Source organism: Gaiella occulta (genome assembly GCF_003351045.1).
Classification (GTDB): Bacteria; Actinomycetota; Thermoleophilia; order Gaiellales; family Gaiellaceae; genus Gaiella; species Gaiella occulta.
The window spans coordinates 242,329-263,937 of the sequence record NZ_QQZY01000002.1 but is presented as its reverse complement, the minus strand read 5'-3'; the positions used below and the strand labels follow the sequence as shown (position 1 = coordinate 263,937).

Here is a 21,609-nt window from a genome sequence, read left to right as displayed (position 1 = left end):
CGTGAGCACCGCGGCCGAGCACGACCTCTCCGACGCCGCCGGCGGCGTCGCGCGAAGCGTCGCCATCATCATGGACGGCAACGGCCGCTGGGCCGAGGCGCGGGGCCTGCCGGTCGAGGCGGGCCATCGTGAGGGCACGCGCGCGCTGCGGCGCACCGTCGAGGCCGCGATCGACCAGCGCGTTGCGTCGCTCGCCGTGTACGCGTTCTCGACTGAGAACTGGGCGCGCCCGCCGCGCGAGGTGGAGGCGCTGATGGAGATTCTCGGCGAGACGATCGAGCGCGAGCTCCCCGACCTCGCCCGGCAGGGGGTGCGCACGCGCTTCATCGGCCGCCGTGACCGCGTTCCAGGCGACCTGCGGCAGCGGATGGCGGAGCTCGAGCGCGCCACCGCGCACCTCGACGTGCTGCAGCTGTGGATCGCGTTCGACTACGGCGGGCGTGCCGAGATCGTGGACGCGGCGCGCAGGCTCGTCGAGGACGGCGTCGGGGCCGCGGACGTCGACGAGGACGCGCTGGCGTCGCGGCTGTACGCGCCCGAGCTGCCCGAGATCGACCTTCTCATCCGCACCTCCGGCGAGCAGCGCATCTCGAACTTCATGCTCTGGGAGGCCGCCTACGCCGAGCTCGTGTTCACCGACACGCTGTGGCCCGACTTCGGCGAGCGCGATCTGCGGGAGGCGCTGGCGGCGTTCGCCGGCCGGCAGCGGCGCTTCGGGGCACGATGACGCCGTTCTTCTGGTCGCGCATCGCGGTCGCGCTCGCCCTGCTGCCCGTCGTGTTCGGGATCGTGTGGCTCGGCGGTTGGTGGCTGACCGGCCTCGCCCTCACCGCCGGCATCCTCGGGCTGCACGAGCTGTACACGATGGGCCGCCGGCTGCGGCCGATCGTGCTCGGCGGCTACATCGGCCTCCTCCTCACCCTCGTGGGCGCCCAGGCCGGCGGCATTCCCTGGCTGGCCGGCGGCATCGTCTCGACGCTGCTCGTCTCGTTCGTCGTCTTCGGCTTCTCGGACGCCCGTCCGTCGGCGACGGCTGCGATCTCGCTCACGCTGCTCGGCGCCGTATGGGTCGGCGGCGGTCTCGCGCACCTGCTGCTGCTGCGGTCTCTCCCCGGCGACGGGCGGCTGCTGATCGTGACGGTGCTGCTCGCCGTGTTCGCCGACGACACGGCCGCGTTCTTCGTCGGTCGCGCGATCGGCCGGCACAAGATGGCGCCGAGCATCTCGCCGGGCAAGTCGTGGGAGGGCTTCCTCGGCGGCAGCGTCGCGGCGATGACAGTGGCGTTCTTCGCCCTCTACGGCCAGCACGTGCTCACGAACGTGGAGGCGCTCGCGCTCGGCGCCGCCGTCGCCGTCGCCGCGGCGCTCGGCGACCTGTTCGAGTCGGCGCTCAAGCGCGACCTCGGCGTGAAGGACTCCGGCAGGCTGCTGGCCGGCCACGGCGGTGTGCTCGACCGCGTCGACTCGCTCCTGTGGGCGGGGCCGGCGGCGTTCTACGTCGTGCTGGCGCTCACGTGAACGGCACGGCGGCTGCCCCGACAGGCATTGTGTGAACGTGAAGCGCGTTGCACTCCTCGGCGCCACCGGCTCGATCGGCCGGCAGGCGATCGAGATCGTCGAGCGGAGCCCCGATCTCGAGCTCTGCGGCCTGCTGTCGGGGTCGCGGCCGCTCGACGCACTCGCGGCCGCGCACGGCGTCGCCCACGCGCAGGTCGGGGGCGACGCGACGGCGCTCCTCGAGGCCTGCGAGCCGGACGTCGTCCTCAACGCGATCGTGGGCTTCGCCGGCGTCGGCGCGACGCTGTGGACGCTCGAGCGCGGCGTCACGCTCGCGCTGGCCAACAAGGAGAGCCTCGTCGCCGCGGGCGAGCTCGCCGTGGCCGCGCACGCGCGCGGCGGCGGGCTGCTGCTTCCGGTCGACAGCGAGCATTCGGCCCTGTTCCAGTGCCTCGAGGGCCGCAGCGCCGACGTGGTCGAGTCGCTCGTGCTGACGGCGTCGGGCGGGCCCTTCCGCGGCCGCACCCGCGCCGAGCTGGAACGGGTCACGGTCGCGCAGGCTCTCGCCCATCCGACCTGGTCGATGGGACGCAAGATCACCGTCGACTCCGCGACGCTCGCCAACAAGGGCCTCGAGCTGATCGAGGCGCACTGGCTCTTCGGCCTGCCGTACGAGCGCATCGAGACGGTCGTGCACCCGACCTCGATCGTGCATGCGCTCGTGCGCTTCCGCGACGGGTCGCTGCTCGCCCACCTCGGCCACCCCGACATGCGCGTGCCGATCTCGTTCGCGCTCTCGTACCCGCGGCGCGCCGCGACGCCGGTGCCGCGGCTCGACCTCGCCGCGGGCCTCGAGCTGCGCTTCGAGGCGCCCGATCTCGACGTGTTCCCGATGCTGAGGCTGGCGCGCGAGGCAGGAGAGCGCGGAGGCACGTTCCCGTGCGCCTACAACGCCGCCAACGAGGTTGCCGTCGCCGCGTTCCTCGACGGACGCATAGGCTTCCTCGACATCGCGGCCACCGTCGAGCGCGTGCTCGCCGCCGTCGACGGCGCTCCCGCGCGCGATCTCGCCGACCTCGCCGAGGTCGACGACGAGGCGCGGCGGATCGCATCGGGGAGCCGTGCGCTCGCATGACGATCGCGGTCTCGCTCCTCGGCCTCGGGTTCCTCATCTTCGTGCACGAGCTCGGGCACTTCGTCGCGTCGCTCGCGCTGCGCATGCGGCCGCGCAAGTTCTACATCGGCTTCCCGCCGGCGCTGGTGAAGCGCACGCGGAAGGGGATCGAGTACGGCATCGGGATGGTGCCGCTCGGCGGCTTCGTGAAGATCCCCGGCATGCACCGTCCGGCGCCCGCCGACGTCGACGTCGCATTCGGCGCAGCGGTCGCGGAGATACCGGAGCTCGCGCGCCCCAGCGAGCGGCTGCGGCGCGCGCTCGCCGGCGCCGACCACGACGCGGCGCGCGACGCCGTACGCTCCCTCTCCGAGTTGACCGCCGGCAAAGGGCTGTCGCAGTCGGCGCGGCGGTCCGTCGACCGTGGGCTCGCGGACATCGAGGACGCCCTCGGCCCCGACGCCTACTGGCGCGCCGCCACGTGGAAGCGGGTGCTCGTCATCTTCGCCGGGCCGGCGGCGAACATCCTGCTCGCGATCGTCCTCTTCGCCGGCCTGTTCATGACCTCGGGCGGCAAGGCGACGACCACGATCGACACGGTCGCGTCCGGGTCCCCCGCCGCCGCGATCGGCCTGCGGCCGGGCGATCGCATCATCGCGATCGACGGCGCGCAGATGAAGCCGGGCGACATCGCCCGCACGATCTCGTCGTCCAAGGGCAAGCCGCTGACGCTGGTCGTCGAGCGCGCCGGCTCGCGTCTCACGCTCGGCCCGGGCGCGGCGCGCCCAAGCGACGGCGCCTACCGGCTCGGCTTCGTGCTGCGCGGCGAGGGGTTGTCGCCCGGCGAGTCGGTGCGGGAGGCCTTCCGCGTCACCGGCATCGTCTCGCGCGACATCGCCGGGTCGCTCGGCCGGCTCGTCACCGGCAGCGGGCGTGAGAGCGTATCGAGCCCGGTCGGCATCGTGCAGGGCTCGTCGGATGCCGCCAAGCAGGGCACCGACAGCTTCCTCTGGGTGCTGGGACTGATCTCGCTCTCGATCGCGCTGCTCAACCTGCTGCCGCTGCTGCCGCTCGACGGCGGGCACATCGCTTTCTCCGTCGTGGAGGGCGTGCGCGGCCGCGCGGTGCGGCGCGAGATCTACGAGCGCGTGTCGATCGTCGGCATCGGGCTCGTGCTGGTGCTGTTCTTCATCGGTCTCTCGAACGACATCGGCCGCCTCTCCTGAGCGGGCGGCACGCGCCGACCCTGGCGGGGGACAGCGTGTGGCGGGGATCGGGTTAGCCTGGGGGCGTGCCTGCATCCGTGCCTGCCCGGGGCCTCGGTCGCGGCGACGAGCAGACCGCAAGCCGTGCCGTGGCGGCGCGCTCCGGCGTCACCGTCCTGATCGCCGAGGACGAGGAGCTCATGCGGTCGTTCGCGTCGCGCGTGCTCGCCGAGGCGGGGTACGCGGTCGTCGTCGCCGGCGACGGCGTGGAGGCGCTCGAGCTGCTGCGCGAGCGCCTCGATGTCGTCGACCTCGTGCTCACCGACCTCGACATGCCGGGGATGACGGGCCGCGAGCTCTTGCAGCGCGTGCGCGAGCTCGCGCCCGGGTTGCCGGTGCTGCTGATGTCGGGGTACACAAGCGACGGCGTGGACGCAGAGATCGCGGCGGCTGCCCCCGCCGCGTTCATCGCCAAGCCGTTCGCGAGCGGTGCGCTGACCGCCCGCGTGGCCGAGCTGCTGGCGTCGGCCGGCGCATAACGGCCGACGCGGCGCCCGTGCACGGCGTCGCTCGTCTCCCGCTCGCCGCGACGGCACGGCGGAGAGCGCCTCTACACTGGGCGGCATGGCGAGCGGCGTGCAGATCGACGTCGGCGGCGTCGCTATCGGCGGCGGCGCGCCCGTCGTCGTGCAGTCGATGACGCTGACGAAGACGCACGACGTCGAGGCGACGACGGCGCAGATCGCCGCGCTCGCGTCTGCCGGCTGCGAGGTCGTGCGCTGCGCGGTGCCGAAGATCGAGGACGCGGAGGCGCTGAAGCGGATCGTCCGGCTCTCGCCGCTGCCGGTCATCGCCGACATCCACTTCAACGCGTCGCTCGCGCTGAAGGCGATCGAGGCGGGGGTGGCCGCGGTGCGCATCAACCCCGGCAACATCGGCGGCCCCGACAAGGTGAAGCTCGTCGTCGACGCCGCGAAGAAGGCGGGCATCGCGATGCGGATCGGCGCCAACTCGGGCTCGCTGCCGGCGCACCTGCAGGAGCTGGCGCGCCGGGATCAGGCCGAGGCGCTCGTGGCCGCCGCGCTCGAGGAGGTGGAGCTGCTCGAGAAGCTCGACTACCGCGACTTCAAGATCTCGGTCAAGGCGACGCACGTGCCGACGATGATCCGCGCCTACCGCATGCTCGCGGCCAAGGTTCCCTATCCGCTGCACCTGGGCGTGACCGAGGCCGGCACGCCGTTTGCCGGCGCGATCAAGAGCGCGGTCGGCATCGGCTCGCTGCTCGCCGACGGCATCGGCGACACGTTCCGCGTCTCGCTCACCGCCGACCCGGTGCGGGAGGTCGAGGTGGCGTGGGAGATCCTGAAGTCGCTCGGCCTGCGCGAGCGCGGCCCGGTGATGATCGCCTGCCCCTCCTGCGGCCGCGACAACGTCGGCGTCGAGAACCTCGCGGTCGTCGTCGAGGAGCGCCTGAAGGCGTACCCGCAGGCATTCGAGGTGGCGGTGATGGGCTGCGCCGTGAACGGACCGGGGGAGGCGGGCGACGCCGACTTCGGCATCGCCGGCGGTCGCGACGTGGGGTTCCTGTATGCCCATGGGCGCGTGCTCAAGAAGGTGTCGTCCGACATCCTCATCGACGAGCTGTTCCACGAGATCGACCGCTGGATCGAGGCGGGCATGCCACGGCCGAAGCGGCTGAGGATGGCGAAGCCGGCGGCGCTCGCGATGGCGGAGGCCTCGCTGATCCCGCTCGACTGACTCCGGCGCGCCAGGGGTGGCCGTGACGCCGCCTCGCCATCGCCAGCTCCGGCAACGAACCGCGCCGCCGCGGCGGCACCTCGACTACCCTGTGCCCTCATGGTGAGACGCCAGTCAGAGCTGTTCCTGCCGACGCTGCGCGACGACCCGGCCGATGCCGAGGCCGTGTCGCACAGACTGCTCGCGCGCGCCGGCCTGATCCGGCAGGTCGGCGCCGGCCTGTGGAGCTTCCTGCCTGCCGGCTGGCGCGTGCACGAGAAGATCGTGCAGATCGTGCGCGAGGAGATGGACGCGATCGGCGGCCAGGAGATGCTGATGCCGGTGCTGACGCCCGCCGAGCTGTGGCAGCGCACGAACCGCTACCGGATTCCCGAGCTGTTCAAGCTCTGCGATCGCGGTGAACGTCCGTTCGTGCTCGCGATGACGCACGAGGAGACGGTCACGTTCCACTTCGCCGAGCTGAGATCCTACCGCGACATGCCCAAGATCCTCTACCACTTCCAGACGAAGGAGCGCGACGAGCCGCGCCCGCGCGGCGGGCTGCTTCGCGTGCGCGAGTTCGTGATGAAGGACTCGTACTCGTTCGACCGGGACGAGGACGGGCTGGACGTGAGCTTCCGCAAGCACGCGGACGCCTACGAGCGGATCTTCGAGCGCTGCGGCATCGAGTACTACGGCGTGCAGGCGGAATCGGGGATGATGGGCGGCAGCGAGTCGATCGACTACCTCGCGCCCTCCGGGTCGGGCGAGAACACGCTCGTCACCTGCGAGCGCGGGGACTACGCGGCCGACCTCGAGATCGCGCGCGGCGTTCCGCGCGCGCCGCGGTTCCCGCAGCGCCTGGACGCCCCGCGCGAGGTGGAGACGCCGGGCATCGCGACGATCGACGAGCTGGCGGCGTTCATGGGCGTGGACGCCGCGGCCACGGCGAAGGCGATGCCGGTGGTGACGGCCGACGGAACCCTCGTGCTCGGGCTCGTGCGCGGCGACGACCGCCTGGAGGAGGCGAAGCTCGCAGCCGTGCTGCGCAGCGACGTCCGGCCCGCCAGCGAGGAGGAGATCCGCGAGGCGTTCGGCGCCGAGCCCGGCTCGCTCGGCCCCGTCGGCTTCGCCGGCGAGATCGTGGCCGACGAGGCGCTGCGCGAAGGGCAGTTCGTCGCCGGCGCGAACCGCACCGGCCGGCACCTGGCCGGGGTCGAGCACGGACGCGACTACACGGCCCGTTTCGCCGACATCCGCCAGTCGAGCGAGGGCGACGCCTGCCCGTGCTGCGGCGGCCGCCTGCGCTTCCAGACGGCGATCGAGATCGGGCACATCTTCAAGCTCGGCAGTCGCTACTCCGAGCCGCTCGGTGCGACGTTCCTGGACGAGAGCGGCGCCGAGCGGCCGGTGCTGATGGGGAGCTACGGGATCGGGCCGGGCCGGGTGATGGCCGCGGTCGTCGAGCAGTGCCACGACGCCGACGGTATCGTCTGGCCGGTGTCGATCGCCCCCTACGGCGCGCACGTGCTGGCGCTGCACGGCGGCTCGCCCGAGGTGCTCGAGCGGGCACTCGCGGTGGCGGAGGCGCTGTCCGCGGGCGGCGTCGAGGTGCTCCTCGACGACCGCGAGCAGCGGCCGGGGGAGAAGTTCGCAGACGCCGACCTGCTCGGCGTGCCGGTGCGCGTGACGGTGGGCAAGAAGACGCTCGACGACGACGCGGTCGACGTGCGCGTGCGCGCCACCGGCGCCGACGAGCGTATCGCGCGTGAATTCGTGCTTCCATGGATGAAGGAGCTCTAGTGGCAAAGCGACGTGCGTACAGCAACGACGGCCTCGGCCCCACGATCGAGCGCCTGATGGCCGAGACGGGCCTCACCTACCGCGCGCTGGCGGAGAAGACGAAGCTGTCGGCCGGGTACCTCAACCACATCGTGCACGGCAACAGGCCCGTGCCCTCGAACGAGGTGCTGGAGCGGATCGCCAAGGCGTTCGACGTCAAGGCGGAGCACTTCCGCGAGTACCGCATCCGGGCGATCACCGACAAGCTCGAGCAGATGCCCGAGCTCATCGACCGCCTCTACAAGCGCCTCGGGTAAGCGGGCGCGACGGGCGCGCGCACGACACGGTCGCCGCGAGCTGCGCAGAGCCCGCCGAACCGAGGTGCGCGGGCGCAGGTGAGAGATGCGGGTACGATGTCGCGGTCGCGGGGCGTGGCGCAGCCTGGTTAGCGCGCTAGTCTGGGGGACTAGAGGTCCCGAGTTCGAATCTCGGCGCCCCGATGAAAAAGTCCCGATATGCGGGACTTTTTCTTTAGCTCGGTTCGCTGTTTTGGAGTGCGGGTACACGGCGGGTACAAAATGGAGTAGCCTTCGAGGCGCCGAGGCACTCTCCGAGAGGGGCGTCTTCCATGTCGAAGCCTCGCGCCGCATCGCTCCGGGTGGGCCACCAGCGTGGCTGTCCGAACGCGAGCCGCACCTCGCTCGACTCGCTCGCCGGTTGCCGCTGCAAGCCCGCCTACTACACGTTCCACCGCGATGCGCTCGGCGATCCGGTCAAGGGCCCGCGCGTGCGGGACCGGCAGACGGCCGAGCGCGCGCTGAGGAAGCTCCTCGTCGAGCTCGATGAGCGCCGCGCCGGCGTGGGATCCCGCACGCGAAAGCGCCTGACGTTCAACGAGTGGTGCGATCAGTACCTCGAGAGCCTCGCGCTCGACAAGGGCGACCGGCGAGCCACGATCCTCTCCTACCACTCGACGCTCAACTACGCGCGGCCGATCATCGGGGAGCTCGAGCTGGACGAGATCGGCCAGCCGGAGGTGCGGTTGATCCTGCGCGCCATCCGCGCGAAGGGCCGTGCCCGTTCCGACGCGACGATTCACAAGCACGTGCGGGTCCTGCGCTCGGTCTTCAACGGCGCCGTCGACGAGGGCTACGCGCTCACGAACCCGCTGTCGCGGAAGTTCATCCGCGGGTTGCGGCTGCGGATCCCGCGCGGCAACGAGCCCTACACGGACATCGAGCTCGCGAGGCTGTGGGCGGCGATGGCGAGCCTCAACCGCCAGCCGGTCTACCTCGTCGCAGCGAAGGCGGCGGTCGTTGCCGGCGCGCGGCTCGGTGAGCTCATCGCGCTCGACTGGGACGACCTGAACCTCGGCAACCGGACGCTCAGGATCAGCCACCACTGGGACCGGGTCGACGGCAAGGTGCTGCCGAAGGACGGGGAGCCCCGGGTGGTGAACCTGATACCGCCGGCGGTGGCGCTCTTCGAGGAGTGGACGGCGCTCGTTGGCATGCAGCCGGGCGCCGCACCGATCTTCCCGGCGCCGCGCGGCCGCGAGCGGCTCAACGGCCAGTACCTCTCCCGCCGCGTCGACGAGGCACGCGTGAAGGCGGGGATCCCGGACGTGGGGGAGGGCGGCCAGAAGCGGAAGCCGTTTCACGCGTTCCGTGCGACCTACACGCGCATCTGTCGCGAGCAAGGCCTCAAGACCCGCAGTGGGTGCAGTTCCAACTCGGGCACAGCAGCCCCGACCTGACGCTCAACGTCTACGGCCGCTGGAGCGATGCTGCGCTGCGCGCCGAGGCGGAGCGTGCGGCCGCGTTCCCCGTCTGACGCTCGGGCAGAGGAATGGGAGCGGATTCTCGCGACGCCGCTCGAGCGGATCGCGAAGACGATCAGCGCGGATACGCAGCGCGCCCGTGAGCTCAGGCAGACGTCGCCGTTCGCCGGCGTTCTGAACGAGCAGGAGCGTCGGCGTCTACTCCGCGCGGTCGAGGAGCGAGCCCTCGCGTGACACGCGAACCACTGCGAGCCTCTCCAGGGCGCGCGAGCCGGCAGGCGAGGAGGCGCTCAGCGGGCGATCTTGGCTCGATGGGGCGCTTTCGCCGGGATCCGACCCGATTCGAGCGGCTGACAAGCGATCTGCGGGCCTCCGAGAGGCCGGCATGGCCGATCACCTGCCGCTTTTTCAGGCTCAGGGGAGCCTGAGCTGCTCGTTGGTAGAGGCCCGGGGTTGGACGATGACCACAGCCCCGTCGAAGACTTCTGGGCCGAGAAAGGCACGCATGAGCCGTTCATGGAACTGGTGGCGGAGCACCTGGGCCTCTAGGCGGACGGCGGCCGCGTAGTCGGCGGGGTCGGCCGGCCGCTCGCCGGGCAGCCGCGTCTCGAGCATCCGCTCGGCCGCCCAGGCATAGACGGCGTTCGCCGCCACCTCGACTTCGAGCATACGGAGCGGGAGGTACTCGCGCAGCCGTGCCTTGGCCAACCCGGAGCGACGGGCTGCGCGTTCGAGCGACTTGAACTCGCGCCGTCCCTCGAAGACGGTGACGACGCCGCTCTCGGGGTCGAACTCGGCCTCGATCTGCGCGTCCTCGTCCTTGCGGGTGATTTCCCGAACCCACCCGCTCGCGTGGTGGCGGACGACGAGCACGCTCAGCTCCGCGTCGTAGCTGCCCGCCTCGGCGAAGACGCTCAGGCGTGACCCCGGTTCGGCCGATGCGCGGGCCCGCAGGCTCCCGCTCACGCTCGCCCAGCCCCCTGCGCGGGGCGCCGGGACCTCGTCTTGCCGGAGGGAAAGCGACAGGCCCGGATCGGTCGCAACCTCGATCGGCGTTCCGGGCGGGATGCGGACCGGGTCGAAGAGGAGCGAGACCGTGCGCTGCTCGCCCGCGTGCAGCCGAACCGGCGACTGCTTGAAGCGCATGGCCGCATCGGGCACGGCAGGCTTGCCGATCTCCTCCGGCTGACTCGGCTCTGGCCGATCCGGTGCCGAACGCTCGTCGAGCGGCGGCCTCTCCGCGGCGGCGTCGCCGCGCGCGAAGCCGGCCCGTCCGGGGGCGTCGAACGCCGTCCGCAACGCGTCGTTGAGGGCTTTCAGGCCGATCTCGTCGCGGGCCGTGATCGCCTTCCCCGCCCGGACGAGCCGCGCGCCGGTGCGACGCTCCTCGGCGTCGACGATCGGGCGAAGCACGCGCTCGATCGCGGCCGTGAGTTTCTGGACGAGCGGATGCGCCTCGTTGAGGCCGCTCCGATCGACGCGGACGACGACCTGCGGGCGAGGGGAGTCGAGCGCTTCCTGTTGCAGGCGCTCGATCGCCTCGCACCAGACCTCGCCGAAGAGGTGACGCGCGCCCGGCCGCCCCTCGAGACCGGCGAGCGTCGCCTCGTGCGCGGCTCGTCCCGAACGGACGACGAGCCCGCCGCGGCGTGCAGCCCGCGACGGACCGAGCGGAATCGGCTGCGCCGCGCGGCGAACGACGATCCTCGCGCTGATCCCCCGCTGGACGTGAACCTCGTCGTCGAAGAGGACGGCGCGCTCGGGGTCGGGCTCGGGCGGGGAGTAGGCGACGAGCTCGAGCGGCTCGTCCGGGAGCTCGAGAAACAGCTCGCGATCGGGGTCTTCGAGGATTGGCCGCAGCTGCACGAGGTGGGCGACGAGCGTGCGAAGCCGCGCGTTGGGCGGGAGCCGGCGCTGAGCGAGCGGCACCGTTACGCGCGTCCCATCCCGGTCGATCCCGAATGAGCGCCTGATGGCGGGGGTGACCGGCTCGTCGAGGACGTGCGCGAACGCGTAGGGCTCGTCGCCTGGGGCGGGGAAGAACCACGACTCGACCGCTCGTCCTGCGCGCACGCCCTGGATCCGCCCACCGCCCTGGGCGAGCCAGACGTCGCGCAGGCCGCGCCCAAACAGACCGCGCTGGTCTGCCTGCTCGGGAACGACGCCGAGCGCGCCGAGTCTGCGGTCGACGGTCGCGGCGTCGATCCCCTCGCCGTCGTCGGCGCAGACGACCTCGTGGCGCCAGTCCAGGAGCGCGGGGACGCGCAGGCGCCGCAGCTCGCGCCGCCACGCGTCGAGGAAGTCAGGATCTGGAGGGCCGAAGCGAAGATGGATGCGCCCCCGCTTCCGTCCCGCGGCGGCGATCGCCGCGTCAGCGTTCGTCACGAGCTCCGGGACGATCTGGGCGAGGTCGATCCCCGCCTGGGCAAAGTTCTCCCGGAAGTACCGGCCACGGACCCGTCCGTGCCGGAGCGTCGCGGGATCGAGCGTCGCCACGACGACAGCATAGGCCGCTCAGCGCTCCTCGAGCCCGTCGGCGCCCGCGCGGAGGCGCCACAGCAGCCCGGGGTTGACTGCGATCCGCTCCCGCAGGTCCTCCTCGTCCAGCACGTCGGGACGAAGCTCTCCCCGGTCGAGGAGTTCGAGGAACGCCCGGTGAGCGGGTCCGAGCTCGGTCGCTCGTCGGAGTAGCTCTGCCGCCTGGGCGCGGGCCTCGTGGAGCCCGACCGGTACCGGCCGGCGGCAGAGTGCGAGCACCTCGGACCGCCAGCCCGCCGGTCGCACCCGCTCGACGACCTCGGCGGAGTAGTCCGCCGGCGATGGGGACGGATAGCTGGCGCCGCGGACGACGAGCGCCGTCCTCATACGCGCGACGTCGAGACCGGGAAGTGTCGCGACCATCGCTGCGTCAAAGAGGTCGCGGGCGAGCGCTCGGCGGGCGAGTGCGATCAGCTTGCCGACGGCGAGCTCGTCGAGCGCGAGCGTCTGGACGTCGATCGCAGCGAGGTCGTTGCGAAGGGATGGCGAAGCGGCCGGCGCTCGGTGGGAAGGACGGGCACGCGGTCGAGGAAGTTGACGTCCAGCTTGAGAAACGAGGCCAGGCCGCTCGCGTCCCGATAGCGAAGCCGGAGGTGGCCCATGGCGTAGCTGGGTCGCTCCTGGACGACCTTGTAGCCGATCGCGCGCGCCAGCAACTCGATCTCGGCGAGCAGCTCGGGTCGCCGCCTGCGCGCCTCCTCGGCGTCGGTGTTGCCGACGAAGTCGAGGTCGACGTCGACCGAGAGCCGCGGCACGTCGAGGTGAAGGAGGTTGAGCGCCGTTCCGCCTCGCAGCGAGAGCTCCCCGCCGTGGTCGGCGGCGAGCTCGCCGAGCAGGTGCGCCAGCCGGAACACGGTCTCGAGCGGGCCGGCGCGGAATCCGGTCTCGTGCGCCGCGCGGGCGAAGTACCGCCGGTCGGGAAAGCGGCTCACGGCACGTCGTTACGGGCCGGCTGCAGGTGCTCGGGAACGATGAGGTTCCAGCGGCGGACGAGCCTGCCGCCGCGCCGTCCCGCTTCGAGGTAGACGCGCGCGCGCGGGCGGCGCCGCTCGAGCCGGTCGAGCAACGCATCGTCGGCGAGATCGAGCGCCTCGAGGACAAAGCCGACGCGCGCGGCGAGGTTGGCTTCCCCGTAGTTGTCGACCCAGGTGAGGATCTCGGCCGAGTCGAGCCGGGTGAGCGCCTCCGCGGCTCGCAGGAGCTCGGCGAGGCCGCCCGCGTTCGCCGGGACGCGGACGCAGTCGACGAGTGTTCGCTCCCGCGTGGTCGCCCAGACGAACTCGGGTCCGGCCGGGACTCGGACTCGACCCTGCTCGGCCCAGGGGAGCGCGCGCCGATAGAGCACGCCGTCGTACTCGAACGCTGCGAAGCGACGCGGGGTCGCGACGAGGACCTCGGAGCGCTCTGCCGACCCGGCGCCGTGCAGGGCGAGCGCGGATCCGTAGGCGAACGCGTACGGAGAAGCCACGCGGGAACCGACGCGATAGCGATCAGCCGGCGCTCCCGAGCGGACCCAGAGGCGCTGCCGGACCCGCTCGAAGTACCCGCTCGCGGCGAGGTGCGTCAGCGACTGCGACGCGCGTTCGCGGTCCCCGCCGAACACTGCCGCAGCTTCGTCGAGCGACACGGGGTCGCCGGGTGCGAATGCCTCTCGCAGAATCGCTGCGGGTTTTCTCGTTGCCATCGTCGTCCGTTATCTGGTTGTTAGGAAAGATTACGGTATGCGATGACAACATCCGTTGTCAACTATGCGGGAATTCTGACGTTACAGGCAGAGACCTGTACTCGATGCCAACGACCGCCCGGAGGTCAGCGCTGCCGGGGGCGGCAGAGGCGGCCGCCGTTCGGGAGCTTGATCGTCTCGAGCTCGACCTCGCCGCGCTCGTACTGATCGAGGTCGTCCAGGCGGAACAGGAGCTCGCGCCGGCCGGGCAGCTTCACGTGCGGGAGCATGCCGAGCCGCACGTGCTCGTAGAGCTGCCACCGCGACCAGACGCCCGCGTAGCGCTCCACGACTTGAGGCATCGAGAGGTAGACCACGGCACCGCGCTCCACGCGTACGTGAAAGGGCCACTGGGCCGACCGTTCCGAACGCCATCTGACTTGCACCTGCTGCCAGACCCACCGGTATTCCTGTCTAGGAGTTCACCGAGTCCACTCTTCCGCTGCCCCGCCCAGCCGCCGGCACCGCACCCCGGCCGCCCTTGATGTTGGGCGGGCGGGGTGCGGGGCGAATCCGGAACGAAGTTCCCGGATTCAGGCGGCTGGGCGGGGCAGCGGCTCGCGGCGTCAGCCGCGAGTTTGGCCGCTACACGGGCCGTCGCCGGCACCCGCTCATTCGCCGGGTGCAGGCGTATTATCGACCGACGATGACAGACGTCATCTCGACAGCGCCGCCCGACGACTCGGGAACCGACGCCTACCAACGCTTTGCCTACCGGGCGCACGTCGCATTCTTGTTCTGCCTCGGCTGCTACTTCGATGGCGACCCGGTGGCCGTCTATTGCGAGCATTGGGAGGATCTGCTCGTCGAGTACGCCGAGCGGCTGCGCTTCACGCAGATCAAGACGCGGGATCCCGGTCGCGGCCCGTGGCGCTACACCGATCTCCTCGACGACGGTGGCGCACTGCGTAGCCTCGCTCGCACCCACGCGGCGTTGGCGACGTGTACCGAGCCCAACAGGTCTTTGAAGGTGAGGAAGACGGATTCGATCCGCTGTCGGATCGGGGCGAGATGGACGCCTGGCTGGGGTTCGTCCTTGCGGGCGGGCCGGACGATCAGGCCGCCGAGCTCGCGGACGGCCTGTTCGAACTCGCGGCCGGCGTAGCCCTTGTCGCAGATGATCGTCTCGCCGCCCCGGAGTGTGCGTGCGAGCAGTGGCAGCGCGACCTCGCGTTCGGGACGGTCGGCCGAGACGAGCGTGGCGGCCCTGGGTGTGCCGTCGGGGGCGCAGAGCAGATGCAGCCTCAGACCCCAGAACCAGCGGGAGTGGCTCTTGCAGTAGCCGTAGCCGCAGACATCGGCAAGCGCGGAGCGGCGGATCGTTTCCAGCGAGCGGCCGCACTCGACCGGGGTCGAGTCGAGCAACACGAGATCGTCGTCGGCGCCGGGGCACTGGGCCGCCACGACGCCGCAAAGCCACTCGACCGTGTCGGCCAGCCGCTGCCGCCGCTTGTGCAGCGCGTCCTGGCTCGGCAGCCAGGGAAACAGAGGGCCGAGCTGCCGTTTCGCGGCCTGCAGGAACCGACGATCCGACGTGATTCCCATCAGCACCTGCGCGACACACAACGTCACGATCTCCGCGTCGGTCAGCCTCCGCCGCCCGTTCCCGGGCCGGGCAGGAAGCAGGTCGTCCGCCGTGCAATAGACGCTGATACAGAGCAGGTCGAGGTCGGCGCGCATCGCGATCCTCCAATGGTCGACGTTGCCTTGGCAACGCCGACTTCGACCCGCTCCCCTCGGTCCCTCGCCGCCACGAAACCCGTGGCATCAATCATCTAGAGGGCCCGAGTTCGAATCTCGGCGCCCCGACTGCGAGAGAGCCCCGCCGGCACGGGGCTTTCTCACTCGAGGCCGGTCTGCGGTTCCTCGCCCAGGCGGCGCGCGTCCCGGATCCGTTCGAGCGAGCTGGCGACCCGGACACGCGACCTTCAGGCCCGCTCTGGGGCTCGTGGGTCGGCGCGGCAGGCGTCAGCGAACCGGCAGATGGGCCTTGACGACCGTGCCCGTGGCACCGGAGCGGGCATCGAGGCGGCCGCCGGCGAGCCGCAGTCGCTCGCGCAGGCTCGCCAGCTCGGATGTCCAGCCGGCCTTCGTCGCGCCGTGCCGGTCGGGGCGGTCGTGCTCGATGAGGATGTGCACGTCCGCGGGTGCGCGGTCGATGGCGACGTGCACGCGCCCCCCGGCTTCGCCGCCCGCGATGTGCGCGAGCACCTCCTGGACGGTGCGGTAGATCGTGATCTCGGCCTCCGGCGGCAGCCGCTCCTCGCCGGGCCGGGCATCGACGTCGACGGCGATTCCCGTGCGCTGCGCGTAGGTCGCCGCGAGCCGCTCGAGCGCGGGTGCGAGGCCGAAGTCGTCGAGCGCCATCGGCCTCAGGTCGACTGCCAGCTCGCGGACGTTCCTGATCGTCTGCTGGATGAGCGCGCGAGTCGTCCTGTTCGCGGCCCCTGCCTCGTCCGCGGTGGCGGCCCCTTCCGCCTGCCGCAGGGCCATGAGCGCCGCGGCAAGCACCTGCGCCGTCTCGTCGTGGAGCTCGAGCGCGATGCGGTGCCGCTCGGTCTCCTGCGAGGCCACGAGCTGCGCAAGCGCCCTGCGCTGGCGTTCGATACGCCGTGCGAACAGCCCGGCGGCCACGACGACCGCGGGCCACACGGCGAGCGCGGCCGGCTCGCCCGCCTGCCAGCCTCCGGCCGACCCGAAGACCGCCGCCCCGACGAGCGCGACGAGAGCGCCGTCCAGGGGGCCGAACACGACGGCAACCGTTCCCGCGATCGCCGCCGCGACGGCGGCGGGAAGGCCGACGACGGCCGACGGCTCGGCAAAGGCGAGCGGGACCAGGACCCCGCACTCGACGAGGACCGCCAGGCCGACGCTCGCGGAGCGGTGGCGGGCGAGCACCGCGAACACCCTGCTCATGGGCCGATGGTGCCGCCGCAGGTCCTCTGCCGCATCCGGGGAAATCACGCATCGAGGAGGGCGCTGCCGAGGCATGCCCGCGCTCGGCCGTCAGGTCATTCCCCGTTCAGGGGACAGGCCGCAGGGGGACGCGGCCGAAACGCTCTCCATGGCGGCGCACACGGCTCCCATCGCCGCGCTCGTCGCCCTGGTGAGCGGCTGGGCGGTGATCCGTCATTGCCGGGCGATGCTGCACAGCGGCGTCTCTCTCGAGGACGGAGGCGGCTGGACGGCCGTCATCCTCGCGGAGACCGTGGTGTGCCTGACGGCGGTCGCCGTCGCGCTCTCCTGAGAGCCGCGGCTCGCCGTCAACGCCTGCGCCAGGCGCGCCGCGTGTAGAGCGCGAACGCCACCGTGAGCGCCAGCGTCGTGGCGGCGACCGCCCACTGGCGCAGGAGCAGCGTCACGACCGCCAGGGTCGCGAGCAGCCCGCTGTAGAAGGCGAACCAGCGGCGGGCGCTGCGGCGCGCGCGGCTCACGCGGCCCTGCATCCCGCCGGCGGGCGTCGCGCCGTGCACGCGGAAGCGGCGACGGCGACCGGGAAGGGCGGCTGGCGACGGCGCGCTGGAACTCGGAGATCTCCCATGCGTCGCGACATCGTCGCATGCAACCACCACGCAGGCCCGGTCGGAGCGGCCGCTATGATCGCCGCGTGCTCGATCTGCTCGCCGAGCCGCCGTCTGCGCTCGACGCCGCCGTCGGGCTGTCCGCGGTCGAGCTGCTCGAGGGCGCCGTCGTGCTGCGGCTCGACCCCACCGCCACGGCGCGTGGCGGAGACGATCCGCGCCCCTTCCTCCACGGCGGCGTGCTGGCGACCTGCGTCGACACGGCGGGCTGGTATGCCGTCGCGCACGCGAGCCCGGGCACCTGGGTCGCCGTCGACCTGCGCTGCGACTTCCTCCGCCTCGCCGCACCCGGCCCGCACCGGGTCGTCGCACGCTGCCTGCGCGCAGGGCGCACGCTCGCCGTCGCCGACGTCGAGATCGCCCCATGGGACGAGCCCGATCGCCTGACGGCGGTCGGCCGCATCCAGTTCGCGCGCGTGTCCGACAGCTCTCCGGTCTAGGGGACAGCTTTGGAGGGTACGGCGCGGGGGAAGACTCGGGGCACGGAGGTCACAGGCGACGGCCGACCGAGGAAGTAGCCCTGGCCGTAGCGGATCCCCAGTGTCTCGACGGTGGAGAGCTCGTCTTCGGTCTCGATCCCCTCGGCGATGACGGAAGCCCCGGTATCGCTCGCGAACGTCACGAGCGCGCCGGCCAACGCACGCCGGACCGGGTCGAGATCGATCCCTCGAGTCATGACACGGTCGAGCTTGATCAGGTCGGGGGCGAGATTGACGATCCGAGTCAGGCCGGAATAGCCACTACCACTGTCGTCGATGGCGAGCCGTGTCCCTCTCGTGCGGATGCCTGCGAGGACATCCCCGAGACGTCGGTAGTCCTCGACTTCGACGTGCTCGGTCAACTCCAGGACGACGCGGTGGGCTCCGGCCGAATCCAACAACGTCCCGAGCTCGGGTGCGGCGACCGTCTTGTGCCCCACGTTGACGGCGAGATAGGCCTGTTCCGGAAGCTGGTCGAGCAGGGTCAGGGCCTCCCCGACGGCCGCCAGCTCCAGCTCGATGCCGAGACCCACGCGCTCGGCCTCGTCGAACCATGCATCGGGAGGCTGCTCCGGGGGCCCGCGGAAGCGAGCCAGCGCCTCCACGCCGGCGAGCTCTCCGCTTCGCAGGTCGACGATCGGCTGGCAGACGATCGTGAAGGCCGACGTGGCAAGCACCTGTTCGATGCGCTGCCTCGTCTCCAGGCTCTCGACGATCCCGGGCTGAAGCACGTTGGCCACGAACTCGCTCACACCGGCCTTGCCGTGGGGCGTGAGGTGAGATGCCCTCCCGACGTCGAGATCGCTGCCGGCCGACCGGTCCCGTCGATCACTTCCGTCCATGACCAGGCCCCCGGCGGCATGTGCGATGTCGGAGGCAGCCGAGATGGCCGCGGTGACGAACTCCGCGAGATCTCTCAGCGTCGACACTTCACCGTCGCCGAACACACGAGGGCGGGACGCCACGACCTTCAGGACGCCGACCGCCTCCGTGCCACGGCGCAGGGGGACGCAGATCATCGAGATGGCCCCGACCCGACGGCACGCTTCCCGGTCGACCCGGTCGTCGCTCTCGGAGTCGTCGCAGCGGAGTGTCTCGCCGGCGCGAATGGCCAGTCCGGACAGGCTCGCTTCCGCACGCAGGCGCGTCCCCGTGTGGGCGGCCAGGCTGCCCGCCCCGCAGACGTAGGTGAGGATGCCCGATCGTTCCAATTCCACGACGGCTCCCTCAGCCGTGGGAATCAGGAGCAGAGCCTGATCGACGACCCGGCGCATGACGACCATCGGATCGGCGATCTCCCGAATCGCGCGATGCAGCCCCTCCGGCTCGCGCTGATCCCGCCTTCCTCGATCGCGGCGAGGAGACGCGCTCATCGCTCGACGAAGCGGTCGCATGCGCTCATGGAGACACCTGCTCGTCTATCGGCTGCCGAGAGGAAAACTTGATATCGGCTGCCGAGAGGAAAACGTGAATCAGATCGCTTCGGGTCGCGACGAGTGCGCGATCCAACTGCACGGGCCGCCGGGCGCTAGAGTCCGGCGCGGCGTGCGGAGAGCTCTGGGGGCCCTGTGCGGTGTGGCCGTCGCCGCGGCGCTCGTCGCGGCGAGCGCCTTTGCGCGCCCGGGATCTCCCGACGTGCAGCCGCGCCCCGCCGGCAGCGTGGCGATCTTCTACTACCCCTGGTACGGGACGCCGGCGCGCGACGGCGGCTGGGCGCACTGGCAGCAGAACGGCAACGCGCCGCCCTCGTCGATCGCATCCGGCTGGTTCCCGGCCCGTGGGGCGTACTCGTCGAGCGACGCGGCCGTCGTGCGCGCACAGATGCACGAGATCGCCGCCGCGGGCATCTCGACGGTCATCGTCTCGTGGTGGGGCCCAGGATCGCCCGAGAGCGCGCGCTTCCCGGCCGTGGCGCGCGCGGCGCACGCCGCGGGGCTGCGCGTGGCCGTGCACGTCGAGCCGTACCGCGACCGCAGCCCGGTGTCGCTCGAGCCGGCGCTGCGCACCTTCGCCGCACAGGGGGTCAGCGACGCCTACGTGTACGACTCGACCGACAGCCCCGATGCTGAATGGGCGCAGCTGAACGCGCGCCTGCGCGGCCTCGTGCGCCTGTTCGCGAACACGCAACTCGTGGGGAAGGCGAAGGCGGGGGGGTTCGCCGGTCTCTACACCTACGACGTCTACGTCTACGACGGCTCAGCCTTCCCCCGCGTGTGCGCGTCCGCACGGCTCAACGGGCTGCTCTGCGCACCGTCCGTCGGCCCCGGCTACGACGCCCGCCGCGCCACCGGCGACGAGCGGGTGCGGCCGCGCGCCGACGGCGCCACCTACGACCGCATGTGGCGCGACGCGATCCGCGCCGCGGCCGACATCGTCACCATCACGAGCTACAACGAGTGGCACGAAGGGACGCAGATCGAGCCTGCACGCAGCGTCGGCGGCCCGTATGCCTCCTACGACGGCGCGTACGGCGCCACGGGGCGCGCAGCCGAGCGCGCCTACCTCGACCGCACGGCGCTCTGGGCGGCGCGCTACCGCGCGCGCAGCGGCCGCTGACAGGCGCTCAGTAGAGGGCGGCCGCGAGCCGGCGCCGGTAGGCGGAGGCGAGGTGGTCGTCGTGACCGAGCCGCTCGAACAGCGCCACGGCAACCTCGCGCAGACGGTCGCGCTCGCCGCCCTCGGCGTCCGGCACGGCGTCGACGATCCAGCGAAGCGCCCCCTCCACGTCGCCGGCGTCCAGTGCCGCCACGACGGCAGGAAGCTCGCCCGCCTCCCGCAGCTCCTCGACCAGCACGTCGGCGCGGGGCGGTGCGAGCACCTCGTCGAGGAAGGCGTCCACGGCCGCGCGCGAGCGCGCCCCGGTGAACTCGGCGACGACGCGCCCGTCGCGGAACGCCTTCACGGCGGGGATGCCGCTGACGCCGAACGCCCGCGCGAGCGTGGGGCTGGCCTCGACGTCCACCTTGGCGAGCTCGAGCGCTCCGGCGCGCTCGGCCACGGCGGCCTCGAGCACCGGGGCGAGCGCATGGCACGGGCCGCACCAGTCGGCCCAGAAGTCGACGACGACGGGCACCTGCGCCGAGCGCGCCACGACGTCGCTCTCGAAAGTCGACTCGGTCACGTCCATGGTGTCAGGCTAGCGAGAGCAGGCGACCACGTCGGCGGCACAACCGGCGACGAGGGCCGCAGGGACATGCTCGGCGGCGACACCGGCGAGCGAGCAATGGTCGAGGTCGATCTCGATCTCGCTCCAGCCGGCGAGGCCGATCGCGCGGCCGCCGGCCGCGCTCCCCATCTCGAGCAGCGCGTCCGTGCCGAACACGCCGCGGATGCCGCTCTGGCGGCGTGCGATGCCCTCGATCTCGCGCAGCTCCTCGAGCGGGTCGATGCGCATGTTCGAGTCCGAGCCGATGCACAGCGGAACGCCGCGCTCCCTGATCCGGAGCGCCGGCAGGAAGCCGTCGCCGAGATCGGCCTCGGTCGTCGGACAGGCGCAGATCGACGCCCCGTGCGAGGCGATCAGGTCGAGCTCGCCGTCGTCGGCATGCGTGGCGTGGACGACGGTCGTGCGCTCGGTCAGGCAACCGGCGCGCGCGAGGAGCTCGATCGGCCGGCAGCCGTGCTCGGCGAGGCACTCCTCGATCTCGCGCGGCTGCTCGTCGGCGTGGACGTGCAGCACGATCCCCTCACGCGCGGCGTAGCGGCCGATCTCCTCGAGCCAGCTACGCGAGCAGGCGCGCACGGAGTGGGGGGCGACGCCGACGTCGATGCCCTCCTCGCGCAGCGCCTCGACCTCGTCCAGGTACGCCGCGACGGACGGCTGCCGCATGCGCGCGAGCCCGCCGCGCTCGTAGGCGACGTGGAGGAGCACGAGCGCGATACCGGCATCGCGCGCCGCCTCGGCGGCCGCTCGGGCCTCGGCGGCGCCGAGGTAGTGGAACTCGCCCACGGCCGTGAAGCCGGCGGCGCGCATCTCCCGGTAGACGCCGGCGTACGCCGTCCGCACGGAATCGGGCGTGGCACGATCCGCCTCCGCGAGCATCCCTTCGCGCCAGTCCCAGAAGTCGGTGCCGGCCGCACGCCCGCGCAGCGCACGCTGGAACGCGTGGCTGTGCGCGTTGACGAAGCCGGGAAGCGTGAGCGTGCTCGTCACGGATGACGACGCTACACCAC

23 protein-coding genes, 1 tRNA gene and 2 pseudogenes are annotated in these 21,609 nt (G+C 72.0%); 14 read left to right on the top strand and 12 right to left on the bottom strand.

The window, feature by feature from the left end; all coding sequences use genetic code 11:
• The first annotated feature begins 1 nt into the window (after window position 1).
• From uppS to Gocc_RS04820, 10 genes are all read left to right on the top strand, one after another.
• On the top strand, window positions 2–727 hold the full coding sequence (uppS, locus tag Gocc_RS04865) for a polyprenyl diphosphate synthase (RefSeq protein WP_220150452.1): 726 nt from the start codon (window positions 2–4) through the stop codon (window positions 725–727).
• The gene (locus tag Gocc_RS04860; protein WP_114795410.1) at window positions 724–1,518 is read left to right on the top strand and encodes a phosphatidate cytidylyltransferase; all 795 of its coding nucleotides are present in this window, start codon (window positions 724–726) and stop codon (window positions 1,516–1,518) included. The genes uppS and Gocc_RS04860 overlap by 4 nt, the downstream gene beginning before the upstream one ends.
• Before the next feature lie 37 nt (window positions 1,519–1,555).
• Entirely contained in the window at window positions 1,556–2,632 is a 1,077-nt protein-coding gene (dxr, locus tag Gocc_RS04855) for a 1-deoxy-D-xylulose-5-phosphate reductoisomerase (protein WP_114795801.1), read from the top strand.
• Window positions 2,629–3,837, top strand: coding sequence for a M50 family metallopeptidase (locus Gocc_RS04850; protein WP_114795409.1), 1,209 nt, complete (start codon window positions 2,629–2,631; stop codon window positions 3,835–3,837). Before dxr ends, Gocc_RS04850 begins: the two co-directional genes overlap by 4 nt.
• A 65-nt stretch (window positions 3,838–3,902) precedes the next feature.
• Window positions 3,903–4,355, top strand: coding sequence for a response regulator (locus Gocc_RS04845; RefSeq protein ID WP_114795408.1), 453 nt, complete (start codon window positions 3,903–3,905; stop codon window positions 4,353–4,355).
• 85 nt (window positions 4,356–4,440) lie between these two features.
• Complete coding sequence (ispG, locus tag Gocc_RS04840; RefSeq protein ID WP_114795407.1) at window positions 4,441–5,574, top strand: flavodoxin-dependent (E)-4-hydroxy-3-methylbut-2-enyl-diphosphate synthase; 1,134 nt, start codon at window positions 4,441–4,443, stop codon at window positions 5,572–5,574.
• Between the two features lie 99 nt (window positions 5,575–5,673).
• Window positions 5,674–7,356, top strand: a complete 1,683-nt coding sequence (locus tag Gocc_RS04835; protein WP_114795406.1) for a proline--tRNA ligase — start codon at window positions 5,674–5,676, stop codon at window positions 7,354–7,356.
• Window positions 7,356–7,652, top strand: a complete 297-nt coding sequence (locus Gocc_RS04830; protein ID WP_181813377.1) for a helix-turn-helix domain-containing protein — start codon at window positions 7,356–7,358, stop codon at window positions 7,650–7,652. Before Gocc_RS04835 ends, Gocc_RS04830 begins: the two co-directional genes overlap by 1 nt.
• Window positions 7,653–7,760: 108 nt before the next feature.
• Window positions 7,761–7,835 (top strand) — tRNA-Pro (locus Gocc_RS04825).
• Window positions 7,836–7,963: 128 nt separating this feature from the next.
• On the top strand, window positions 7,964–9,091 hold the full coding sequence (locus Gocc_RS04820; RefSeq protein ID WP_114795404.1) for a tyrosine-type recombinase/integrase: 1,128 nt from the start codon (window positions 7,964–7,966) through the stop codon (window positions 9,089–9,091).
• Window positions 9,092–9,529: 438 nt separating this feature from the next.
• On the opposite strand, the gene Gocc_RS04810 is transcribed toward Gocc_RS04820, so the two are convergent.
• The 6 genes and pseudogenes from Gocc_RS04810 to Gocc_RS04790 all read right to left on the bottom strand — a co-directional run bounded on the left by Gocc_RS04810 (window position 9,530) and on the right by Gocc_RS04790 (window position 13,708).
• Entirely contained in the window at window positions 9,530–11,611 is a 2,082-nt protein-coding gene (locus Gocc_RS04810) for a hypothetical protein (RefSeq protein WP_114795402.1), read from the bottom strand.
• Between the two features lie 18 nt (window positions 11,612–11,629).
• Complete coding sequence (locus Gocc_RS04805; protein ID WP_245904876.1) at window positions 11,630–11,980, bottom strand: hypothetical protein; 351 nt, start codon at window positions 11,978–11,980, stop codon at window positions 11,630–11,632.
• Window positions 11,981–12,112 (bottom strand): annotated as a pseudogene (locus Gocc_RS17055) (nucleotidyl transferase AbiEii/AbiGii toxin family protein); the annotation flags it as partial.
• Entirely contained in the window at window positions 12,064–12,585 is a 522-nt protein-coding gene (locus Gocc_RS04800; RefSeq protein WP_114795401.1) for a nucleotidyl transferase AbiEii/AbiGii toxin family protein, read from the bottom strand. The gene Gocc_RS04800 and the pseudogene Gocc_RS17055, both read right to left, overlap by 49 nt.
• Window positions 12,582–13,121 (bottom strand): type IV toxin-antitoxin system AbiEi family antitoxin domain-containing protein, encoded by a 540-nt coding sequence (locus tag Gocc_RS04795; protein WP_147281187.1) that lies wholly within the window; start codon window positions 13,119–13,121, stop codon window positions 12,582–12,584. The genes Gocc_RS04800 and Gocc_RS04795 overlap by 4 nt, the downstream gene beginning before the upstream one ends.
• 341 nt (window positions 13,122–13,462) lie before the next feature.
• Complete coding sequence (locus Gocc_RS04790; protein ID WP_114795399.1) at window positions 13,463–13,708, bottom strand: hypothetical protein; 246 nt, start codon at window positions 13,706–13,708, stop codon at window positions 13,463–13,465.
• Window positions 13,709–13,860: 152 nt separating this feature from the next.
• Between Gocc_RS04790 and Gocc_RS17050 the strand changes: the two are divergent.
• Window positions 13,861–14,220 (top strand): annotated as a pseudogene (locus tag Gocc_RS17050) (dsDNA nuclease domain-containing protein); the annotation flags it as partial.
• A gap of 29 nt (window positions 14,221–14,249) precedes the next feature.
• On the opposite strand, the gene Gocc_RS04780 reads toward Gocc_RS17050, so the two are convergent.
• Both Gocc_RS04780 and Gocc_RS04775 read right to left on the bottom strand, forming a co-directional pair.
• A complete protein-coding gene (locus Gocc_RS04780) occupies window positions 14,250–15,056 on the bottom strand; it encodes a transposase (RefSeq protein ID WP_114795397.1) in 807 nt (268 codons plus the stop codon).
• 288 nt (window positions 15,057–15,344) lie between these two features.
• On the bottom strand, window positions 15,345–16,292 hold the full coding sequence (locus tag Gocc_RS04775) for a sensor histidine kinase (protein WP_181813376.1): 948 nt from the start codon (window positions 16,290–16,292) through the stop codon (window positions 15,345–15,347).
• Between the two features lie 148 nt (window positions 16,293–16,440).
• Here Gocc_RS04775 and Gocc_RS04770 point away from each other — a divergent pair, with 148 nt between their 5' ends.
• Complete coding sequence (locus Gocc_RS04770) at window positions 16,441–16,623, top strand: hypothetical protein (protein WP_114795395.1); 183 nt, start codon at window positions 16,441–16,443, stop codon at window positions 16,621–16,623.
• A gap of 16 nt (window positions 16,624–16,639) precedes the next feature.
• Here the strand turns inward: Gocc_RS04770 and Gocc_RS15995 are convergent, their stop codons facing one another.
• The gene (locus tag Gocc_RS15995) at window positions 16,640–16,810 is read right to left on the bottom strand and encodes a hypothetical protein (RefSeq protein ID WP_181813375.1); all 171 of its coding nucleotides are present in this window, start codon (window positions 16,808–16,810) and stop codon (window positions 16,640–16,642) included.
• 173 nt (window positions 16,811–16,983) lie between these two features.
• Between Gocc_RS15995 and Gocc_RS04760 the strand changes: the two genes are divergently transcribed.
• Complete coding sequence (locus tag Gocc_RS04760; RefSeq protein WP_181813374.1) at window positions 16,984–17,397, top strand: PaaI family thioesterase; 414 nt, start codon at window positions 16,984–16,986, stop codon at window positions 17,395–17,397.
• Here the strand turns inward: Gocc_RS04760 and Gocc_RS04755 are convergent.
• Entirely contained in the window at window positions 17,394–18,710 is a 1,317-nt protein-coding gene (locus tag Gocc_RS04755; RefSeq protein ID WP_181813373.1) for a sensor domain-containing phosphodiesterase, read from the bottom strand. The two genes, Gocc_RS04760 and Gocc_RS04755, sit on opposite strands and share 4 nt — an antisense overlap.
• A gap of 271 nt (window positions 18,711–18,981) precedes the next feature.
• Between Gocc_RS04755 and Gocc_RS04750 the strand changes: the two genes are divergently transcribed.
• Entirely contained in the window at window positions 18,982–19,992 is a 1,011-nt protein-coding gene (locus Gocc_RS04750; RefSeq protein ID WP_181813372.1) for a glycoside hydrolase family 71/99 protein, read from the top strand.
• A 7-nt stretch (window positions 19,993–19,999) separates the two neighbouring features.
• Here the strand turns inward: Gocc_RS04750 and Gocc_RS04745 are convergent, their stop codons facing one another.
• Entirely contained in the window at window positions 20,000–20,563 is a 564-nt protein-coding gene (locus Gocc_RS04745) for a tetratricopeptide repeat protein (protein ID WP_114795390.1), read from the bottom strand.
• Window positions 20,564–20,572: 9 nt separating this feature from the next.
• Window positions 20,573–21,589 carry an amidohydrolase family protein gene (locus Gocc_RS04740; RefSeq protein WP_114795389.1) on the bottom strand — a complete coding sequence of 339 codons (1,017 nt, stop codon included), beginning with the start codon at window positions 21,587–21,589 and terminating at the stop codon, window positions 20,573–20,575.
• Window positions 21,590–21,609 lie beyond the last annotated feature (20 nt).

What these genes read in the sequence shown, in the direction of transcription:
- Gocc_RS04860 (WP_114795410.1), top strand. Translation starts at nt 724, where the DNA reads ATGACGCCGTTCTTCTGGTCGCGCATCGCGGTCGCGCTCGCCCTGCTG.
- Gocc_RS04850 (WP_114795409.1), top strand. Translation starts at nt 2,629, where the DNA reads ATGACGATCGCGGTCTCGCTCCTCGGCCTCGGGTTCCTCATCTTCGTG.
- ispG (WP_114795407.1), top strand. Translation starts at nt 4,441, where the DNA reads ATGGCGAGCGGCGTGCAGATCGACGTCGGCGGCGTCGCTATCGGCGGC.
- Gocc_RS04835 (WP_114795406.1), top strand. Translation starts at nt 5,674, where the DNA reads ATGGTGAGACGCCAGTCAGAGCTGTTCCTGCCGACGCTGCGCGACGAC.
- Gocc_RS04820 (WP_114795404.1), top strand. Translation starts at nt 7,964, where the DNA reads ATGTCGAAGCCTCGCGCCGCATCGCTCCGGGTGGGCCACCAGCGTGGC.
- Gocc_RS04805 (WP_245904876.1), bottom strand. Translation starts at nt 11,980, where the DNA reads ATGAGGACGGCGCTCGTCGTCCGCGGCGCCAGCTATCCGTCCCCATCG.
- Gocc_RS04780 (WP_114795397.1), bottom strand. Translation starts at nt 15,056, where the DNA reads ATGCGCGCCGACCTCGACCTGCTCTGTATCAGCGTCTATTGCACGGCG.
- Gocc_RS04775 (WP_181813376.1), bottom strand. Translation starts at nt 16,292, where the DNA reads ATGAGCAGGGTGTTCGCGGTGCTCGCCCGCCACCGCTCCGCGAGCGTC.
- Gocc_RS04770 (WP_114795395.1), top strand. Translation starts at nt 16,441, where the DNA reads ATGGCGGCGCACACGGCTCCCATCGCCGCGCTCGTCGCCCTGGTGAGC.
- Gocc_RS04755 (WP_181813373.1), bottom strand. Translation starts at nt 18,710, where the DNA reads ATGCGCCGGGTCGTCGATCAGGCTCTGCTCCTGATTCCCACGGCTGAG.
- Gocc_RS04745 (WP_114795390.1), bottom strand. Translation starts at nt 20,563, where the DNA reads ATGGACGTGACCGAGTCGACTTTCGAGAGCGACGTCGTGGCGCGCTCG.